The sequence below is a fragment of the Akkermansia muciniphila genome (assembly GCF_002884975.1).
Lineage (GTDB): Bacteria > Verrucomicrobiota > Verrucomicrobiia > Verrucomicrobiales > Akkermansiaceae > Akkermansia > Akkermansia muciniphila_C.
The window spans coordinates 600,339-620,449 of the sequence record NZ_PJKB01000001.1; the positions used below are offsets into that span (position 1 = coordinate 600,339).

Here is a 20,111-nt window from a genome sequence, read left to right on the forward strand (position 1 = left end):
GCCTGAACGGACCGTTCCGCCGGAACCCTACGAACTGACGGAAAAGGGGAGCGTCTGAATGAAAAGAGTTTCCGTGACGGACTGACGCCGTTTCCCAGGAAACATGACGGGGCTGCCGCGCCATATCCAAGTGCGGCAGCCCTTTTATTTAAATAGTTCCGGCTTACAGGACGAGCATGTCCCGGTCGTCAAATTCATCGTTCGGTCCCCAGGCAACCTCCCAGTAATAGCCGTCCGGGTCCGTAAAATAGCCATGGAAGCCGCCCCAGAAAACATCCTGGGGTTCCTTGACGATTCTGGCTCCCGCATTCCGCGCCAGTTCAATGACTTCAACTACCTCCTCCTTCGTTTTTGCATTATAGGCAAGCGTAATTCCTCCGAACCCGGCGCCGATGGGCGGAGGATTCTCTCCGTTGATGTCCTTTGCCAGCAAATCCAGCGGATACAGCTCCAGTTTGGTGCCGGGAGTGCTGAAAAAGACGACGTCCGGGTGGTCGCCCGTCTCATCCGTTTTAAAACCGAGTCCGTCACGGTAAAATTGCAGCGCTTTCTTCATGTCCCTGACTCCAAGGCAGACGATGTTCATTCTGTTCATGTTCTTCTTCATGGGATGGTATTTGAAATGTTTGATGGGGGATGGCCCGGATATCGGTTCCTTTGCAAAAAAGGGCTGCCCCCCGCACCATGTACCGGGAAGGCAGCCATATGAGAAAGTGGCGGGGAAAAAGGTCAGCTCAGGGCTTCCACCAGCTTGTCGCCATAGGCGGAGCAGGAAAGCTCCGTGGAGCCGGGAATCATTTCCGCGAGGTCAAACGTGACTGTTTTTGCGGCAATCACCCGGTCAATGGCCTGGATCAGCAGGTCCGCCGCTTCCGTCCAGCCCATGTAGCGCAGCATCATTTCCGCGGACAGGATGACGGAACTGGGATTGGCTTTGTCCAGTCCGGCCAGTTTGGGCCCGGTGCCGTGCGTGGCTTCAAAAATGGAATGGCCCGTCAGGTAATTGATGTTGCCGCCGGGGGCGATGCCGATGCCGCCTACCTGCGCCGCCAGGGCGTCGGAAATATAATCCCCGTTCAGGTTCAGCGTGGCGACCACGTCAAAGTTTTCCGGATGCAGCAGGATTTCCTGAAGGAAGGCGTCTGCAATGCAATCCTTGATCACGATTCCGTTGGGGAGCTTCAGCCAGGGGCCGTCTCCGATGGGCTGGGCTCCGTATTCCCGGCGCGCGACGTCGTACCCCCAGTCGCGGAAGCCGCCTTCCGTGAACTTCATGATATTGCCCTTGTGCACCAGCGTGACGCTCTTGCGCCCGTTTTCCACGGCGTAATCAATGGCGGCGCGCACCAGGCGCTCCGTGCCTTCACGGGAAACGGGCTTGATGCCGAAGCCGGAGCTCTCCGGGAAGCGCACCTTCTTCATGCGCTCCGGGAAGATGCGGTTCATGGTGTCGAAAAACAGTTGGGCGTCCTCCGACCCTTCCTTGAATTCGATTCCGGCGTAAATGTCCTCCGTATTTTCCCGGAAAACGACCATGTCCACTTTTTCCGGGGCCTTCACGGGAGTTTCAATGCCGTTGAAATAGCGCACCGGGCGCAGGCAGACGAACAGGTCCAGATCCTGCCGCAGCGTGACGTTCAGGCTGCGGATGCCGCCGCCCACCGGGGTGGTGAGGGGGCCCTTGATGCCGACCAGGTACGTGCGGAAGGCTTCCACCGTCTCATTCGGGAGCCAGGTTCCCAGGTTGTCAAAGGACTTTTGCCCGGCAAAAACTTCATACCAGGCAATGGAGCGCTTGCCCTGGTATGCCTTCTTCACGGCCGCGTCAATCACCCGGGAAGCCGCCGCCCAGATTTCAGGCCCGGTTCCGTCACCGATGATGAAGGGAATGACGGGCCTGTCCGGAACGCAAAGCCTGCCGTTCTGCATGGTGACGGCTGCGCCGTCCGTGGGAGGGGTGAATGTTAAATTGGCCATGACGTGCGTTCCTTTATAGGACCCAGCGCGTTTTGGCAAGATAAAAGAACGGCAGGGAACGCCGCGTACTTCTGCGGCAACTGAACCGGGAGACGGCCGCGGGGCGTGCCTCTTTTAAAAAATATCCGCCGCCCCTCACGCTGGTTTTAGGTGACACAGGGGCTTGCCGGGCTCCATGAGCGTACAATCAGAACCAGCGGTCTTTTCCGGGCTGTTCTTCCGGCTGCCGGGCTTCCTCACGGAGGCGGCGCATGAAATTTTCTTCCGCCTGGCGTTTTAAATCGCTCTCCATGATGTGCTTCCGGGCGCTTTCATTCAACTGGTTGACGGCGATGGCGGAGTCCTCAGGGGTCAGCCTGTTCCAGATTCCGGCATCATCCTTTACAACGCGGAGTGTGCCTTCCACCATCTCGCATGAAATCAGTTTTCCGTGAAGCCCTTCCGCGGTAATGGGGCCTTTGTTCTCCGCGGGAATGATGATCCGGAGCGGCTCGGGCCCCTCCAGGTCGATGCCCCCGTGGGCGCGGTAGGCCGCTTTCAGGACCAGCGTCTTTTTACTCCACCACCACGTGGTGGAATAGCGGTATTCATACTCGAACGTCCGTTCCACGGTCACCAGGTTGGCTACTTTTTCATCCTTCTGCACGATCAGGGCCACGCCGCCGTGGTCGGAGGAAAACCCCTTGTTGATCAGGGTGAGGCCTACCTCCCTGCCTGCTTCAATCAATTTTTCCGCCACCTCCATCGGTTTTTCCACCGGAGCCGTAAGGCAGGACCGCACGCCCCAGAACAGCACGGCCAGCGCCCCGATCAGGACGGCGCCTTTAACCAGAACGACGACAGCAGGGGAATGCAGGAAGGAGGATGGGGGGGTATCACTCATGAAACGTTGTACGGGACGGGAACTCAGGGTTCCGGGTCTTCATGGGAGCCATCCTTTTTGATAGGAGGCAGGAACATGGCCAGGAACGCAAAGGCGATGACGGTCAGGTCGTCTATCTGGCCTACTCCGGGAATGAAATCCGGAATCAGGTCAATGGGGGAAAAGGCGTAGAGCGCCGTCAGGATGAGGAGAACAAGCTTGCGTTTGGTGAAAAGGCGCGGTTCTCCTTCCCGGCTGCGGAAATAATTGATGGCTCTGGCCAGGAATTGCTGCTTGGGGCCGTGGGGCGGAATAGGAAGCTTGCTGCTCATGGGGGGCTGGAAGGGTGACATAAAAATTATCTCATGCGCCCCCGGCTGCGTCCAGAGCAATTCCCGGATGCCGCTGGGTGTATGTTTCCTGTCGTTTCAAAGAGAGCGGAATGTTTACGGTAATTACGTTAGACAGGAGAAACGTCTTTCCCGGATATCCCTTCATGACATTTAAACCGGCAGGGGGGGAAAGAGAATCAGGAGCCAATAAATGCTGAAAGGAAGGAGCGGTATGGCGTGCCGACAAGGGAACGCGGCAGGGAAAGAGAGGGCTCCTGGGGAATTGCTTCCGTTTCTCCGAATCTTGTTGCACTCCCTTTTGAGATGTGCTGGAATCGTCTGATGAACAAGTGGTTTTTGTTTTCTCTGTGCATGTTGTTCGGTGCAGTGCTTTCACCTTTGCTGGCAGGTGAAGCCGAGAGTTCTCCCCCTGACAGCGGCAGGGAGCAGGTTGATTCTTCCGTCTGGATCAATGGTGAATCACTCCATTTGGCTCCCGTTTATTTTACAGGAGTCATGCACAAGCGGAGCAGGTGGGAAATTGATATTATTTCCCTTAACAGTCATGAACTGCCGGAACCGATGACCGTGGCTTTGGAAAAGAAGCCTGCGGGGTTCACGTCTTTTGCAGGAGGCACGCCCTGCTGCGGGATTATTCCCCTCCTGATCCCCTCCGGAGCGGAAGAAGAACCCCGGCGGTGGCGTGATGCGGGAGCTTATCCCTCTCTGGTGAAGGAAAACACCCCTCAGGCTCTTTCCCTTTTGCAGGAATCCGTTTTACAAAGCTACCAGCATCAAATTATTAAATCCGTAAAAATGTCCATCGGCATTCTTGAACGGATGACGGATGAAAAACAGGCGCTGGCGCTGGAAAAGAGCTGGGCTTATGAAATCATGGATTATACTTTCTGGATATTGCTGGAAGGAAGCGTTCCCGTTGATGCAAGAATGGCTTATGTCCAACGTAATCCGGATGTCCTGAGGCAATCGCAGAAGGAGTCGGATACCTATTGTGAAAGGGTTCGCATTCTCCGGAGCAAGCCGTGGAGCGGCAAATTGCGCCTGTTGCAGGATAAAAAGGAGAATCTTCCGGCGGGGACTCCCAGTTGCCTTAATCCCTAATTATTTTGTTCATGAACCACGGAAACATTGAATTCAGGAAAGTAAGCGGCTTTAAGCGGGGAACGTTGTTTGAATTACTGTCGGACGCCTATTCCTTTGACGGGAGGTGGGAAGATTGTTGCGGCGCAGACTGGAAGGAGTTTGATGATTTTTTCTTTGATAACCCGCAGATTGCGGACCGATACGGTTTTATAACCGTCTTGAATGGCAAGGCCGTCGGGCTGGCGTCGTGGGACCCGAGGAAGATGCCCGAATATGTGGAGATAGGCCACAATTGCATCATATCATCCCACAAGGGCAATGGTTACGGCGCGGTTCAGCTCCGGGAAGCGCTCCGTAGAATAGCCGGGCAGGATGCGGGGAAAATAGTCGTCACCACGAATGCCCGGATGCTTCCCGCCCGGCGGATGTATGAAAGCGTGGGTTTCAAGGTTTGCGGGAAAAGGAGGAACGAAAGCCATACCGCCTTTTTCGGGGACTACATTGATTATGAAATGATGCTGCCCTAAGGACGTTTGTACGGAACTGCCAGCCAAACGGATTCCGGGGCTGAATGGTTCCGCGGAGGATGAAACAGGGCGGTTTTTCCCTTGATTCGCCGCCATTTCCGGGAACGGGACCGTCCTGCTCCCGCAAACATGAAGGCGGCATTGACACGGCGGAGGGCGCGGGGTACTCTCCTGCCGCATATAATGATCAGTTTTACGAATATCAGCGGGGCCGAGGAGATTGGGGCCAATTGCTATTTGCTTGAGATGGACGGCACCCGGATCATCCTTGACAGCGGGATGCACCCCAAGAGGGAGGGGCTGGCGGCCATGCCGGATTTTGATTCCATGGAGCCCAATTCCGTGGAAGCCGTTTTTTTAAGCCATTCCCACCTGGACCACCTGGGAACGCTGCCCGTGCTTCAGGAGAAGCAGCCCGCGGCGGATGTGTTCATGACGCCCGCCGCCGCCGCCCTGTCTGAAGTGATGCTGCACAATTCCGTGAATGTGATGAGCTCCAAGAGGCTGGACCTGGGCATTGTGGAGTATCCCTTTTTCACCCATAACGACCTGGACAGGCTGAGCGACGCCTGGCATGCCAAGTCCTGCAACGAGGTGTTCCGCGTAGGGTTCCGCCAGAACGTGCTGGCTACGTTTTATGACGCCGGGCACATTCTGGGTTCCGCAGGCGTGATGCTGGAGGGCGAGAGCGGCCACACCGTGTTTTATACGGGGGATGTGCAGTTTGAGGACCAGAGCATGATTCCCGGCGCGGATTTTCCGGAGTCAGGCGTTGATACGCTGATTATGGAGTGCACGCGCGGCGGCTTCCAGCGCAGCGCCCATTATTCCCGCCCGGAGGAGATGGTGCGGTTCGGCAAGGCGATCGCGGAGACGCTGGAACGCGGCGGCGCGGTACTGATTCCGGTATTCGCCATCGGCAAGAGCCAGGAGATGCTGTTTAATATCCACCGTTTCAAGCAGCAGGGGGTGATTCCCGCCAATACGCCCGTGTACTTCGGCGGGTTGAGCGCCAAGGTTTCCCTGCTTTACGACCGTTTTGCCGGGCTGACCCGCAGGCATGACCATGAGTTCAAGCTGAAGGAGGAGATCAAGACCGTGCCCCTGCCGCGCAAGGGAAAGGCGCCCCTGGTATGTTCCCCCGGTAATATTTACGTGGTTTCCAGCGGCATGATGACGGAGAACACGCTCTCCAACGTGATGGCGGAGCAGGTTCTTCCGCATGAGAAAAACGCCATTCTTTTTGTGGGGTATGCGGATCCGGATTCCCCGGCGGGCCAGTTGAGGGCCGCTCCGGCGGGGGAACTGGTGAAGATGCGTCCCAAAGGCCAGCCGGTGCGCCGCAACTGTACCGTGGATTGTTTTGACTTTTCCGGGCACGCCACCCGTGACGCCCTGGTCAATTATGCCGTGAAGCTGAATCCCAGGCAGGTGGTTCTGGTGCATGGTGATCCGGACGCCGTGGAGTGGATGCATGATACGCTTTCCGCCAAGATGCCGGATTCCACTATCATCGCGCCCGTGCCGGGACAGCGCTACACGTTTGAGTCATGAGTTTTACCGGAGAGAGAAAGGGCCGTCTGATCGTCTTTGAAGGCATTGACGGCACCGGAAAGTCCACCCACATCGGCCAGTTGCGGAAGCATCTGGAGGGGAAGGGGCTGGAAGTGGTGCAGAGCTTTGAGCCCACCCGCGGGCAGTGGGGCCGTATGCTCCGGGATTCCGCCGTGACGGGCCGCCTTTCCGTGGAGGAGGAGGTAGACCTGTTCCTGAAAGACAGGCGGGAGCATGTGGAGACGCTGATCGCCCCTGCGCTGGCGCGCGGCGCGTGGGTCCTGCTGGACCGCTATTATCTTTCCATGATGGCCTACCAGGGCGCGCGGGGGGTGGATACTTCCGTCATCCGCGCCGCCAATGAAGAGTTTGCCCCGGTGCCGGACGCCGTGGTCTGGCTGGATATTCCCGTTTCCGTGGCGCTGGAGCGCATCGGGAGCCGTGGGGAACGCGACGCTTTTGAAACGGAGGCGGGCCTGGCGGCCTGCCGCAATGTATTCGCCTCCATCCATGAACCCTGGATGCTCCGCGTGGACGCGGACGCCGGGAAGGAGGAAGTGGCGGCAAGAGTACGGAAGGCCCTTTCCGGGCATTTTCCCGAAGTGACAGGTGAGTAGGTTTATTCCACTGGCCGGAGGCCGGGAGTTTTCCTTTAATATTTAATCCCTGGTATTTGGCCGCTGCGCCGCAGGCGCATAAACCGTCGGGTCCGGGATTCCCGCTTCCCGGAAGGCTTCCCGGCGTTCCATGCAGGTGGAGCAGGCGCCGCAGTGGACGGGGCCGCCCTTGTAGCAGGAGTAGGTGCGGGAGAAGTCTACGCCCAGTTCACGGCCCATGGCGGCGATGCCCCCCTTGGACGTGTGGATGAAGGGCCGCAGGATGCCCAGCCCGGCATAGGTCCCCAGGCGGACGGCCTCCGTCATGGCGGCCATGAATTCCTCCCGGCAGTCCGGATAAATGCTGTGGTCCCCGGAGTGGGCCGCAATGACGAGCTGCTGCGCTCCGCAGCTTTCCGCCACTCCGGCGGCGATGGACAGGAAGATGCCGTTGCGGAAGGGGACGACAGTCTGCTTCATCAGCTCCTCGTCATAGGAGCCGTCCGGGATGTCTTCCGCGCCGGAGAGGAGGGCTGATTTCAAATGGGCGGAGATGGCGGAGATGTCAATCACGCGGTGTTCTATGCCCAGGCTGGCGGCCTGCCAGGCGGCGCATTCCAGCTCCCGTTCCGCGTGGTTGGAGGCGTAGTCAAAGCTGAGGGCCACCCGCACGCGGTGGTTCCGGTGCGCCCAGTGCAGGGCTACGCTGGAGTCCAGCCCTCCGCTGAGCAGCACGGCGGTTTCCGTCTTGTCCATGGCGGTGCGTTAGAGGGGGCGGTTTTCCGGGTTGTGCTCCGCCATGGCGCTGAGCTGGATGCCGCCGCGGGGGGAGAAGCGGCCCTCCACCTTCAGCCACCGGGGGGAGATGGCGGCCACCAGGTCATCCGTGATGCGGTTGACGATCTGTTCATTGAAGGCCGGGTAGTTGCGGTAGGAGGCCAGGTAGTATTTAAGGGATTTGGTTTCCACGCATTTTTCGTCCGGAACGTAGGTGATCACCAGGTGGCAGGAATCCGGCTGCCCGGTGACGGGGCAGAGGGAGGAGAATTCATGCGTGTCCAGCGTGATGGTGTAGGGACGCGTGCCGCGGTTGGGGAAGGATTCCAGCTTGGCGTCGTCAGGGCTGGTGAAGAAGGAGCTTTGTGAGCCGAGTAGAGTCAGAGGTTCGGACATGGATGGTTGATGTTGTGTTGTAGTGGAGATTCAGTTTTCCTGCGCGGCGGCGTCTTTTTCCTGAACGGGTTCCCTGCCGGGGAATTCCTTCACGTACAGGTCCTGCTGGGGGAAGGGGATGGAGATGCCGTGTTCGTTGAACGCATTATAGATGTTTTCCCGCACGGTGGAAAGGCTGGATGCCTTCGTCATGACGGGAACCCATACCCATACGCCCAGGTTGACGGAGCTGTCCCCGAAGCTGTCCAGCACCACGCTGGTTTTCTTCACCTTGGAAAGGAAGGGCAGGGAGGAGAGCGTTTCCAGAATGATGCCGCGCGCACGCTCCACATCCGTTCCGTAGGAGATGCCCACTTCCACCTTGGAGCATTCGAACTTGTGGTTGCGGGTCATGTTGCGGAAGTTCTTGTTGAAGAGCTGGGAGTTCTGGAAGGCGATGATGGAGCCGTCCAGCGTCTCAATCATGGTGGAGCGGTAGCCCAGGGAGGAGACGCGCCCCCGGTAGCCGTCGCATTCAATCATGTCCCCCTGGCGCAGGCGGCCCAGCATCAGGGACAGGCCGCTGATGATGTTTTCAATGGTGTCTTTCAGGGCAAAGCCGATGCCCATGCTCAAGCCGCCCATGACCATCAGCAGCCCGTTGTAGTTGGCGTCCATGATGATGAGGGCCGTGAAGACGAAGAGCCCCCACAGGAACAGGGAGGAGAGGGTGATGAAGGTGGGGATGATGCCCACCTCATAGTCCTCCCCGTAAATTTCATACAGGGTGTTTTTACCGATGAAGATCAGGTAGTTGAGCACGATGGCAATCAGGATGACCGTGATGACGTGGCTCCAGCTGAAGGTGAGCAGGTCCTTGACTTCCGTGGTGGCGAAGATTTTGCTGATGATGAGGTCCCCCATGTCGAAGGTGGCGGCGGGCCAGATGAGGCTGAACAGGATGAGGAAGATGGCCAGGCACGGGAGCACCAGCTTGGAGACGAAGGGGCGGAACCACACGATGTCCTTTTTGTTCCGTTCCTTGCGGTGGTTTTCATAGTGGTGCAGCAGGTCCCACAGCCCCACCAGGAGCAGGATGCTGGTCATGAGCATGATCCACGTCATCAGCACCAGGAAGGCCATGAAGCTGAACCCGGCCCAGCACAGGCCGCTGCCCAGGATGGTGAGCACCAGGGAGATGGTGGCGAAGAAGCGGTCCAGCCGGGGCAGCTTGTGCCTCTGGCGCACCCAGGTCAGCAGGGAAAAGAGGGAGACCAACGTGAACAGGACGGGCATGAAGATGTCCACGATGATGTTGGGGGCCATGAACATGCGCAGCAGCATGAAGAAGCCGCCCAGGAGCAGGTAGGGCATGTAGATGCGTATGCCGGCGTTAATGGTACCGTATTTGAGGCGCGTCACCAGGGAGAACAGGATAGCGCTGACCAGCAGGAGGAATTCCGCGCCCAGGGAGGCCGCGCTTTTCAGCAGGTAGTCCGGCGTGCGCAGGGAGGAGATGACGAGGACCAGCGCCACGATGAGGATGGTGGTGACGTTGGTGAAGGCGTGGCGCTTGTTGACGTGGCCCGTCTTTTCCAGCGTTTTTTTGAAACCGAGAAAGACGATGAAGCGGGAAAGCCAGTAGGAGCAGAAGATGATGCCCAGCAGGATGAAGCCGTAGTGCTTGAGCGTCTGCGGGTCCGACGGGAGCTGGAGCTTGCTGTCCGCGGAGGTTTCCCACGCCGCCATGCACACTTCATAAGTCTTGACCGGCTTCAGGAAGATGTATTTGGCCGCATTGGACGGGGTGTAGAATACCCGGTTGAACAGGGAGGTGAACAGCTTGCCGCTTTCATTGTTCAGGATGTCTATTTTTGCCGTCATGCTGTTGAACAGCTCCTTGAGGTAGCTGATCTGCTCCTTTTCCTTTTGAAGGGCTTCCTCCAGGGAGCGGCAGGTGTACAGGGCTTCATCCCTCTGCACCAGGGACGGTTCCGAGAGGTTGTCCGTATTCACTTCCTCCAGGGATTCCATCAGTTTTTTGATGCGCCCTATTTCCTTGTCCAGCCGCTCTTCCTGCCCCTGGAAGTCCGGCCTCCGGGAGTAGTACTGCTTCACCAGGCTGGTGGCGGCCTTGCAGTAAAAGGCCAGCGTAAAGATTTTCTGGTCGTCCAGCGCGTAGAGCACGGCGGACATTTCATAAACCCTGGTGTCAAAGTAATTGTAGGTGTCGTCCGCCTCCTTCACCAGCGTCTCCCGGATAGCCATCCTCTTCTCTTCATTCTTTTTCAGGATGGCTATTTCATGGCACAGGGCCATGATGACGGTGTCCATTTCCGTATGGTCCGGTTCCGCCGCCTGCGGCTCCGCAGGGGGCGTTTCCCGCGCCTGTTCCGGAACGGCGGGGGGCGCTTCAGCCTGCTGTGCCGCAGCGTGGCCCATGGCCAGGAAACCCGCCAGGAGGAAGGCGGCGCAGCAGCGGAAAAACGTCCGGTAATCAGGGATGCTCATGAACGGTTCCAGTTCTAGGGGCTGGGGGCATTACGGTCAAGGCTATATTCCCCCGCTGCCTGAGACGGCTTTGCGGGGGGAAGGCGCGCGCTTTCCGGCGCCTCGTCCGGCCGCTTTTTCAGGAACCGGCATTCCATGCCCTTATTGATTTCATGATTGATTTTTTAACGGAATATTGGTTAATTTGAAAATAATTCCATGAATTGTATGAAGGAGCCGGAAATTTTAACCATAGACGCCCATTGCCATTTATTCAACCACGAGGTTCTTTCCTGGAGGCTCCTGATGGATTTCATCCTTTCCCGCATGCGTCCACGGGGAACGCGGGCGCGTCTGGAAACGGCGGGAGGCATCAGCGAGTTGAAGAGGATCATCCGTTTTTTCAAGACGGGCTTGATGGATACGGAGAATATTTACGGCAAGCTGCTGGCGGAGGGCGGCTGCAATACCGTCGTGCCGCTGATGTTTGACCTGGATTACTGCATGAAGGGCGCCGGGTGTTCCGATGGACTCCGGCGGCGCAAGGGGTATAAGAAGAATGTAAAAAAAGCGGCGCGGAAGGAATGGGCCGCGCTCCGGAAGGAACTTGATGAGCTGGCGTCCCGCGCCGGGAAGGGGGAGAGAAGGGAGCTGGGGGAGATGAAGCAGGCCCTCCGCCGCCTGTCCAGAAAGACGGAACGGCTTTCCCTGGGAAAACGGGATGCGTTCCGGGCGCAGGAGGAAGAACTGCTCAAACTGGCGGCGGCGCATCCCGGCAGGGTGCTTCCGTTTTACGTGGTGGACCCGCGCCGCCCCGGCAACTGCGTGCACGGTCCGGACGGGACGATGGACGTTTCCCCCCTGACGGACAGGCTGGTTCCAAGGCTGGGCGGGAAGGGCGGTTTTTACGGCTTCAAGCTGTATTGCCCCAACGGCTATTCCCCTACGGACCCGGCGCTGATGGCCCTGTACGAGTATTGCGAACGGCACGGGGCGCCGCTGACGGCCCATTGCTCCGGCGGCGGTTTTGCCAGTTTTTCCCCTTCCATCGCGGTGCACGGCCATGTTTACCGGAATGGAGAGGTTGTTCCGCATGACGGCGTTCTGGAGTTCAGGCACTACCGCCTGACGGACAAGCTCCGGGTGAAGGAGAAGGCGGAACTCCTGAACCATCCCCGGCTGTGGGAGAAGGTAATGGAGGCTTTTCCGCGCCTCCGGCTGAACCTGGCCCACTTTGGCTGCCAGGACGAGGGCACGGAGTGGACGGAACTGATTTACGGCATGATGGAGAAGTTCCCCGGCCTTCATACGGATTTGTCCTGCATTACGGAGGCGTCCAGGCTCAGGGAGATGCGGGAGTACTTCCTCAGGGCTCCGGAACAGGTGCGCCGCAAATTCCTGTTCGGCAGTGATTTTTATCTGAACCTTCTTTTTCTGGACGGGATGAGGGAGTACATGGAGAATTTCCGGAACACGTTCACGGAGCAGGAAAGGCGGGAGCTGATGACGGCCAACCCTTCCGACTTCCTGGGATTGTCCTGACGGAAACAGGAAACGCTCCGGAGGAATGTCCGGAGCGTTTGAAAGAAGGACCGTTCCCGGCGGGAATCAGTTCAGGGAGAACGCACGGATTCTCCGCACGGATTCCTCCCGGCCCAGCAGGGAGAAGACGGAGGAAAGGTCCGGTCCGCCGCTCAGCCCGGTGAGGGCCACGCGGGCGGGGAACATGACGGCTCCCATCTTCACGCCGTTTTCCTTGGCAAAGGCTTTCAGCACGCCAATGAGTTCGTGGCCGTCCCATTCCGGTTCCTGCTCCAGCCTGTCCGCCAGTTTGGAAAGCAGTTCCAGGGCTTCCGGCTGGACCTTGGCAACGGCTTCCGGGTCCATGCTGAGTTCAAAGAAGAAGCGGATTTTGTCCGGCACTTCCGCCAGCGTCTGCACCTTCGTCTGCACGGTGGCGATGGCGTCATCCAGAATGGGGGAGTCCGGCAGCCCGGCGTTCAGGCAGAAGGGCCGCGCCTGGGCCGTGAATTCCTCCGGAGCCAGGGCGATGATGTGCTGCTGGTTGACCCAGCGGCACTTGGTGATGTCAAATTTGGCGGCGGAGTGGTTGACGGCTTCCAGGGAGAAGCGTTCAATGAGCTCCTGCGGGGAGAAGATTTCCGTGTCGTCCTTGGGGGACCAGCCCAGCAGGGCCAGGAAGTTCATCACGCCTTCCGGCAGGAAGCCTTCTTCCGGATATGTGCCCAGGGCCGCGCCCACGTCGCGCTTGGACATCTTGGAACCGTCCTGGTTCAGGATCAGCGGCATGTGGGCGAAGACCGGGGGAGTGACGCCGAAGGCCTCAAACAGCTGGATGTGCTTGGGCGTGTTCATGATGTGGTCTTCCCCGCGGATGACGTGGGTCATCTTCATTTCAATGTCGTCCACCACGTTGACGAAGTGGAAGATGTAGGAGCCGTCCGCCCGGCGGATGGCCATGTCCGGCGTGTTGGAGGCGTCCCGGTAGTCAATGGTGATGTCCCCGCAGATCAGGTCATGGAAGGTGACGGGCTTGGAGCGGTCAAAGCGGAAGCGCCAGGCGCCGTCGTCCTCGTACACGCGTCCGGCGTCCTGGAGCTTCTTGAAATAGGCGTCGTAAATATCATTGCGCTGGCTTTGGAAGTAGGGGCCGCAGTCGCCGCCCTTCATGGGGCCTTCATCCCAGTCCAGCCCCAGCCATTCCATGCCGGTGAAGATTGCGCGGGTGGCTTCCTCCGTGTTGCGGGCGTTGTCCGTATCCTCAATGCGAAGGATGAAGGTGCCGCCCGTCTTGCGGGCGAACAGCCAGTTGAACAGGGCGGTGCGTGCGCCGCCGATGTGGAGGTAGCCCGTGGGGGAAGGTGCGAATCTTGTTCTGACGTGACTCATGATGGGTAAGAGAGTAAGGGCCTGCCTGCCCGCGTCAAGCAGATACAGGGGGTGCATGCCAAAAAGGGCGGCGCTGCGGCGGGGAGGGGGACAGGCGTTTTTTACGGGTGTTGTCGGCCTTGCGGCTTGCCTGGAAGGGGTTTTTAGGGTTCATTTAACGCCGTGTTCTTTTTAAAGCACATATTCCGTCTGCGGGAGAAGTGGCAGATTGAGCGGGAGGACGAGGAAAAGCCCTTTCTGGAGCATCTGGACGACCTGCGCACCATGCTGCTGAGGATGGCCCTGTGCCTGACCGTCAGCACGATTCTGTGCGCCGGGTTCGCGTCCAATCTGATGGACATCCTGAGGCGCCCCGTCAACCAGGTGTGGGACATGTTTGAGGAATCCCACCTGCCCGCGGGAATCGGGCTGGACGCCTGGGGAAAGGCCAAGGAAACGGCCACGGCCATGATGAGCCTGGACGGCGCCCAGCGGAAGCTGCTTCTCCGGCAGATTTCCCCGTCCCTGGCGGACTTGACGGAGGCGGCCCTGGTGCTCCGCGGAGCGGAGTCCCTGCCGGAGGACAGGAAGGAGATTTTCATCAGGGAGGGAAGCCCCAGCTCCACGGTGCGGGAACTGGCGGAATCCCTGTTTGCCAAGGAGGCCATTCTGACGGACGGCACGGGACGGGGGGCCCTCAAGATGATGAGCGCGTTCCAGCCCGGGGAGGCGTTCATGCTGACCATCAAGCTTTCCCTGTATGCCGGGGTGGTGATCTCCTTTCCCCTGTTGCTGTACTTCCTGCTCCAGTTCATTATTCCGGGGCTGCTGGAGCATGAGCGCAAGCTGCTGTACAAGTGCATGGCGGTCGGCTTCGGCCTGTTCCTGGCCGGAACGCTGTTCTGCTACTTCATCGTGCTCCCCAGGGTGCTCACCTTCTTTTACACGTATTCCCTGGAATTCGGCATTTCCAATGAATGGCGCATCGGCTATTACCTGTCCTTCGCCACGCAGATGATCCTGATGTTCGGCCTGGCGTTTGAACTGCCCGTGGTGGTGATGCCCTTCGTCAAGCTGGGCGTGCTGACCTATGACATGATGAAGGCCACGCGCCGCTACGCCATTGTGGCGATCGCCATCCTGGCCGCGGTCATCACCCCTACGCCGGACGTAGCCACCATGATGCTGATGGCCGTCCCCATGTACGCGCTGTATGAAATATGCATCATCCTGGCCTGGATGCATGAGCGCAAGGAGGCCGCCCGTGCCCGGGAGGAAGTAGCCCGGTTTGAAGAAGACTTCAACAACGACAATTCTCCCTACAACCACTAAAACACACATCCAACTGACACCATAACATGAATCTCCTGGACATCATCATCCTGGGCATTGTGGAAGGCCTGACCGAGTACCTGCCGGTCAGCTCCACCGGGCACCTTCTCCTGACGGAATCCCTGCTGAACATGTCCCAGAGCAAGGAGGCCCTGGACGCCCTGGCCGTCTGCATCCAGGGCGGGGCCATCCTGGCGGTGCTGAGCCTGTATTTCCCCCGGGTGAAGGCCATGGCGCAGGGCTTGCGCGGCAATAATCCCGCCGGGCTGAAGCTGCTGGTGAACCTCATTCTGGCCTTTCTCCCCGCCGCCGTGGTGGGCCTGTGCTGCGCCTCCCTGATCAAGGAGTACCTGTTCAATACGTACACGGTGGCCTATTCCTGGATTGTGGGCGGCGGCGTGATTCTGGCGTACTGCGCCTGGCGCGCCAGGCAGGGACGTTCCAATGAGGGGAACTCCGGTGCCTCCATTGAAAGCCTGACCCCGGCCAAGGCCCTGACGGTGGGCGCGCTCCAGTGCGTGGCCATGGTTCCCGGCACCAGCCGGAGCCTGATGACCATGCTGGGAGGCATGTTCGTGGGGCTTAGCGTGGAAGCCGCCGTGGAATTCAGCTTCCTGCTGGGCCTGATTACCCTGGGCGCGGCCACGGCGCATGATGCGTACAAGGATGGGGCGCTGATGCTGGAAGCCTTCGGGTGGGAAGCCCTGGCCGTGGGAACGGTCGTGAGCTGGCTGTCCGCATGGCTGGCTGTAAAATGGATGGTCTCCTACCTCCAAAAGCACAGTTTTGCCGTATTCGGCTGGTACCGCATCGCCATCGGCATCGTGACCCTGGTTCTGCTGGGAGCGGGGTTGATGCATTAAAATTGATTCCTCTTTATTGAATGTCAAGAGCCGCTGCCCGGTCCGGGAAGGCGGCTCTTTTATTTTTCAGCCGCGGGGAAAGGAGGTTTTGAAAATGTAACCTGATTGTAACACACGGGATGGATTTTTCCGGCATCATGGAGGCATGAACATCATGTGGTGCCTGATAGCCGTATGGGCGGGAATAGCCGTTCCGGCCCATTCCCGGGATGCTGATGACGGGCTGGCTGCCCGGAACATCATCCTGCCGCAGAGGCGCGTCATTCTCCCGGCGGACCGGGCGGTCCGGCAGGCGGTGGGGATGGAAAAGGTGAACGCCCGCGTTCTGGTGAACGGACGCAGCGCCGTAACCACTCTGGAACTGAACGTGCGCAATGACGGTTCCTCCCCGGCGGAGGCGGAGCTGCTGCTGCCCGTTCCGGAAGGCGTGGTGGTGAAGGGATTTTATTACGGGGACGGAAAGACGGCATGGCAGGCGTCCCTGATGCCTGCGGCAGAAGCCCGCCGCCTGTATGACCGCATTGTGGCGCGCAGAAAAGATCCGGCCCTGCTGGAATTTGCGGGCTATGGCGCCATCCGGACCAGCGTGTTTCCGGTGCCGCCCCGGTCTTCCGTGAAACTGGGCATGGTTTACGAACAACTGCTGGCCCCCACGGACCACCGTCTGGATTATGTCCTGCCCAGAACGGAAGCCCTGTCCGGCGGCGCGCCGTGGACGGTGAGGGTGGAGCTGGCCCCCGGAAAGGGCGCTCCGGGCAACGTTTTCACCCCCTCCCATCAGATGAAGCGCCATGAGCTGGAGGATGGAACCGTGGTTCTGACCCTGGCGGAGGAGAGGATGAGCCCCGGGCCCTTCCGCCTGTCATGGCTGGAGGCGCGCGGAAAAAAGGGGGAAGCCCACGCCGCTCCGGATACCAGCATTTATGCTTCTCCTGACGCGGAAGGCGGCAAAAACGGCTATTTCCTGGCGATGGTGGGCAAGGACGGCACTCCCGGCGCAAACACCATCCTGCGGGAAGTTACGCTGGTGCTGGACAGGTCCGGCAGCATGCGGGGGGAAAAGCTGGCCAGCATGAAGGAAGCGGCCAAGCAGATTGTTTCCGGCCTGAATCCCGGAGAACGCTTCAACATCATCACTTATAATGAAGGGGTCAACCTGTTTGAGGCGGCTCCTGTGGAAAAAAGCGGAAAGACGGAGAAAGCGGTTCATGCTTGGCTGGACGCCGTGGTGGCGAGGGGCGGCACCAACGTTCATGAGGCCCTGTCCGCCGCGCTGGCCCAGCCCTCCCATGAGGGAATGCTGCCCGTGGTGCTTTTCCTGACGGACGGCCTTCCCACGATCGGCCGCACTTCTGAAAAAGACATTGTGGCTCTCGCGGGAGAGGGGAACAAGGCGGAGAGGCGCATTTTCACCATCGGAGTGGGGGAAGACGTGAATGCCCCCCTGCTGAGGCGCATGGCTGAAATTTCCGGAGGGCTGCCGTCCTACGTTCTTTCCGGAGAAAACCTTGAAGTCAAGCTGGGGCAGGTGTTCCGGCAGTTGTACGGCCCTGTTTTCCGGAAGGTCCGCTATACCGTCTGTTCTCCGGATGGCAGGGAACAGCCGGGAAGGGTGCAGGACGCCATTCCCTCCGGGACGCTGCCGGATATTTATTCCGGCGCCCCCGCCGTGCTGGCCGGCAGGTACATAGGTACGGAACCGTTCCTGGTCAAGGGAACCTGTGTGGACCGGAATAACACGGAATGGACTTTTTCCATCACTGTGGACCCGCAGCGCATCGCCAGCATGAAGGATGATTTTGTGGCCCGGCTGTGGGCCGCGCGTAAAATAGGCAGTTTGGAAACGGCCCTGATGGATATGGGGGAAGATTCTTCCGGTACGGGAGAGCTGAGGAATTATCCTGAAACACTGGAATTGACGGAGGAAATTATGCGGCTTTCACGGGATTTCGGGATCATGAGTTCAGCCACCGCCTTTTTTGCGGATGACGGGAGTTCCGGTTCATGGCACGTTCCGGGAGCTTCCCCGCTGGGGGGGCAGATGGGAAGAGTGATGCAGGAGTCACGGGAAGGGATGGATGCGATTTCCCTGCAGGAGAATGCCGTAGCCAAGAAGAAGGAGCTGACCCTGAACAAGTACAACATCCAGCTGGACCGCAGGGGCCGTGCCGTTTCCTTCCTCCATACGGCGCAAATTGCGCAGAACGGATATTTTAACAGGAACGGGGTCTGGATGGAAAACACGGTGCTTTCCCGTCCGGACAGGGGCCGCGCCGTGAGGACGGTCCAGGTGGGCACGCCGGAATATGCCGCCGTGGCGGACAAGCTGGTTAAGACCAACCGCCAGGGGCTCCTGGCCCTGGACGGCTCCGTGATGCTTCTCCTGGATGGAGAAACCGTGCTGATGCAGAACAGTTTTCCGTAAACGAACAAACAAATAAATAATAATCAACAATCATGAACCATATTATTGCATGTACATTGGGGCTGCTGGGCGCCGGAGCACTTTGCTCGCATGGCGAATCCGCTGCCGCTCCCGCGAACGGGCGCCCCGTTGCGCCGGAAAAGGATAAATACTCCATCACGCCGGGACGGCAGGGGAATGCGCAGGAGGTGAAAAAATCCGTGGCTTCCGTTACCGTGAGTTCCGCCATGGGGCACGCCTCCTGCGTGAAAATAAGCACGTCTGAACCGGAAAAGGCTGAGGGAATGAAGAGTGGCGCCTATTCCGTCACGACCAGGAATGGTCCCGCTCCGGGAGAGATGGAGATCAGCGTAACTCCAAAGACGGAAGCCCTCCTCACCCGGAAAGTGGCGGTTTCCGCCGGGGCAGGGTGCGTTCCCACGGATAAGGCAGGGGCGTTCAAGGAAGCTGCCTATTCCATCAAGACGCAGGAAAAGGACAACTCCGGAAAGATGGAAATGATTGTGACGCCCCGGCAGGAAGGAGTTTCTGACGAAATTTCAGCCGTTCAGGGAAAAGAACAGGTAGTTGTCATTACACAGTCCAGGGGAACGGCTCCTGCCATGGAGTTCATGGGCGGGGACGGCGCCAGCTCCGGCATCATCATAAGTACGGTGAAAGGGGAGAAGGCTGAGGGGGTGAAGGAAGCCGCTTATTCCATTACCACCGCAAAGGATGCCGTTCCCGGCAGCATGAAGATCAGCGTGGTTCCCGTGAAGGAGGAAGCTTCTTCCGGAACGCCTGCCGCGCCGGACCAGGCGGCTGTAAAAAAGGATGACCGCGCCGTGATCCAGATTGCCCTTTTGCTGGATACCTCCGGCAGCATGACCGGACTCATCAACCAGGCGCGCACGTACCTGTGGAAGATTGTCAATGACATGACGCTGGCGCGCCAGAACGGCAAATTGCCCGACATCCGGATTGCCCTGTATGAGTACGGAAATGACGGGCTGTCTTCCAAAGATGCCTGGATCCGCCAGGTGCTTCCGCTCACGGATGACCTGGACAAGGTTTCCGAGGAGCTGTTCAAGCTGAAAACCAACGGCGGCACGGAATGCTGCGGCGCCGTCATTGACCGGGCCGTGAAGGAGCTGAAATGGAACACGGAGGATCCCAATGCGCTGAAACTGGTGTTTATTGCAGGCAATGAACCCTTCAACCAGGGCAGCGTGCCGTATGCGGAGTCCATCGCGCGGGGGCTGGCCAAGGGCATTACCGTCAACACCATTCATTGTGGGAATGCAGGGGACCGGGATACGGCCCTGTGGAAGGACGGAGCCAAGAAAGGGGACGGCAGTTTCCTGAATATTGACCATAATGCCACTCCCCCGGACCCGGAAACGCCCTATGACGGAGAGCTTGCCAAGCTGAGTTCCTCCCTGAACGGGACGTATCTGGCCTACGGTTCCCGGGAGGTGCAGGCTGAAAGGCTGAGCAAGCAGGAAAGCCAGGACAGGCTGGCCCAGGAGCTGTCATCCACGGCTTACGCGGGTCGCGTCAAGGCGAAGGCCAACAAGGCAGCGTACCGCAACACCTCCTGGGACCTGGTGGACCTTTATGAACGGGACGGAACCAAGGCTCTGGGTAATTTGAATGGCGCCGGGCAGCTTCCCAAGGAACTGGAAGGCAAAACCCCGGAAGAAGTGGAGGCCGTGGTGAAAAAGAAGGCGGAAGAGCGCGGAGCCTTGCAAAAGAAGGTGATGGAGCTGGATGCGCAGCGCAGCGAATGGCTGGCCAAGTGGAAGGCGCAGCAGAGCGTTTCCGGGAATGCCGGGCCGGACAGCCTGGATGACGCCATTATCCGTGCCGTACGGAAGCAGGCTTCCAAAAAGCAGTTTTCCTTTGTGAAAGAGAACGGAGCGGAAGGAAAAAACTCCCCTATGAAATAACAGAGTGAAGAAATGAGTGCCCTGCGGGGCTGTCCGGGAGTACGGGCGGTCCCGCAGGATTTTTCTTTCTGAAAAAACCG

At 59.0% G+C, this 20,111-nt stretch carries 17 protein-coding genes; 9 read left to right on the plus strand and 8 right to left on the minus strand.

The features are described 5' to 3' along the window. Positions 1-163 precede the first annotated feature (163 nt). From CXU21_RS02515 to CXU21_RS02530, 4 genes are all read right to left on the minus strand, one after another. A complete protein-coding gene (locus CXU21_RS02515; protein WP_102725418.1) occupies positions 164-595 on the minus strand; it encodes a VOC family protein in 432 nt (143 codons plus the stop codon). A 134-nt stretch (positions 596-729) separates the two neighbouring features. Further along, positions 730-1,977: an NADP-dependent isocitrate dehydrogenase gene (gene icd / locus CXU21_RS02520; RefSeq protein ID WP_102724937.1), complete on the minus strand. Its 1,248-nt coding sequence runs from the start codon at positions 1,975-1,977 to the stop codon at positions 730-732. A gap of 187 nt (positions 1,978-2,164) precedes the next feature. Continuing rightward, positions 2,165-2,860, minus strand: coding sequence for a DUF4230 domain-containing protein (locus CXU21_RS02525; protein WP_102724938.1), 696 nt, complete (start codon positions 2,858-2,860; stop codon positions 2,165-2,167). A 23-nt stretch (positions 2,861-2,883) separates the two neighbouring features. Then, a complete protein-coding gene (locus CXU21_RS02530; protein ID WP_102725419.1) occupies positions 2,884-3,171 on the minus strand; it encodes a YkvA family protein in 288 nt (95 codons plus the stop codon). Between the two features lie 372 nt (positions 3,172-3,543). On the opposite strand from CXU21_RS02530, the gene CXU21_RS02535 reads away from it, so the two are divergent. From CXU21_RS02535 to tmk, 4 genes are all read left to right on the plus strand, one after another. Then, a complete protein-coding gene (locus CXU21_RS02535) occupies positions 3,544-4,293 on the plus strand; it encodes a hypothetical protein (RefSeq protein WP_146016919.1) in 750 nt (249 codons plus the stop codon). 11 nt (positions 4,294-4,304) lie between these two features. Then, positions 4,305-4,802 carry a GNAT family N-acetyltransferase gene (locus tag CXU21_RS02540; RefSeq protein ID WP_102724940.1) on the plus strand — a complete coding sequence of 166 codons (498 nt, stop codon included), beginning with the start codon at positions 4,305-4,307 and terminating at the stop codon, positions 4,800-4,802. A 183-nt stretch (positions 4,803-4,985) separates the two neighbouring features. Next, positions 4,986-6,356 carry an MBL fold metallo-hydrolase gene (locus CXU21_RS02545; RefSeq protein WP_180972244.1) on the plus strand — a complete coding sequence of 457 codons (1,371 nt, stop codon included), beginning with the start codon at positions 4,986-4,988 and terminating at the stop codon, positions 6,354-6,356. Then, positions 6,353-6,973, plus strand: a complete 621-nt coding sequence (tmk, locus tag CXU21_RS02550; RefSeq protein WP_102711533.1) for a dTMP kinase — start codon at positions 6,353-6,355, stop codon at positions 6,971-6,973. The genes CXU21_RS02545 and tmk overlap by 4 nt, the downstream gene beginning before the upstream one ends. A gap of 42 nt (positions 6,974-7,015) precedes the next feature. Here the strand turns inward: tmk and queC are convergent, their stop codons facing one another. From queC to CXU21_RS02565, 3 genes are read right to left on the minus strand one after another with little or no spacing between them, the layout of a single operon-like run. Continuing rightward, positions 7,016-7,708 carry a 7-cyano-7-deazaguanine synthase QueC gene (queC, locus tag CXU21_RS02555; RefSeq protein ID WP_102724942.1) on the minus strand — a complete coding sequence of 231 codons (693 nt, stop codon included), beginning with the start codon at positions 7,706-7,708 and terminating at the stop codon, positions 7,016-7,018. Positions 7,709-7,717: 9 nt separating this feature from the next. Beyond that, entirely contained in the window at positions 7,718-8,125 is a 408-nt protein-coding gene (queF, locus tag CXU21_RS02560) for a preQ(1) synthase (protein WP_102724943.1), read from the minus strand. Between the two features lie 30 nt (positions 8,126-8,155). After that, positions 8,156-10,615, minus strand: a complete 2,460-nt coding sequence (locus CXU21_RS02565) for a mechanosensitive ion channel family protein (protein WP_102711539.1) — start codon at positions 10,613-10,615, stop codon at positions 8,156-8,158. 198 nt (positions 10,616-10,813) lie between these two features. Here CXU21_RS02565 and CXU21_RS02570 point away from each other — a divergent pair, with 198 nt between their 5' ends. Next, positions 10,814-12,136, plus strand: a complete 1,323-nt coding sequence (locus tag CXU21_RS02570; protein WP_102724944.1) for an amidohydrolase family protein — start codon at positions 10,814-10,816, stop codon at positions 12,134-12,136. Positions 12,137-12,202: 66 nt separating this feature from the next. Here the strand turns inward: CXU21_RS02570 and gltX are convergent, their stop codons facing one another. Beyond that, positions 12,203-13,504: a glutamate--tRNA ligase gene (gltX, locus tag CXU21_RS02575; protein WP_102725420.1), complete on the minus strand. Its 1,302-nt coding sequence runs from the start codon at positions 13,502-13,504 to the stop codon at positions 12,203-12,205. Positions 13,505-13,666: 162 nt separating this feature from the next. Between gltX and tatC the strand changes: the two genes are divergently transcribed. From tatC to CXU21_RS02595, 4 genes are all read left to right on the plus strand, one after another. Beyond that, the gene (tatC, locus tag CXU21_RS02580; RefSeq protein ID WP_102724945.1) at positions 13,667-14,815 is read left to right on the plus strand and encodes a twin-arginine translocase subunit TatC; all 1,149 of its coding nucleotides are present in this window, start codon (positions 13,667-13,669) and stop codon (positions 14,813-14,815) included. 26 nt (positions 14,816-14,841) lie between these two features. Continuing rightward, on the plus strand, positions 14,842-15,678 hold the full coding sequence (locus tag CXU21_RS02585; protein WP_102711545.1) for an undecaprenyl-diphosphate phosphatase: 837 nt from the start codon (positions 14,842-14,844) through the stop codon (positions 15,676-15,678). A 145-nt stretch (positions 15,679-15,823) separates the two neighbouring features. After that, positions 15,824-18,103, plus strand: coding sequence for a VWA domain-containing protein (locus CXU21_RS02590; protein WP_102724946.1), 2,280 nt, complete (start codon positions 15,824-15,826; stop codon positions 18,101-18,103). A gap of 32 nt (positions 18,104-18,135) precedes the next feature. Continuing rightward, entirely contained in the window at positions 18,136-20,031 is a 1,896-nt protein-coding gene (locus CXU21_RS02595) for a vWA domain-containing protein (RefSeq protein ID WP_102724947.1), read from the plus strand. The last annotated feature ends 80 nt before the right edge of the window (positions 20,032-20,111 follow it).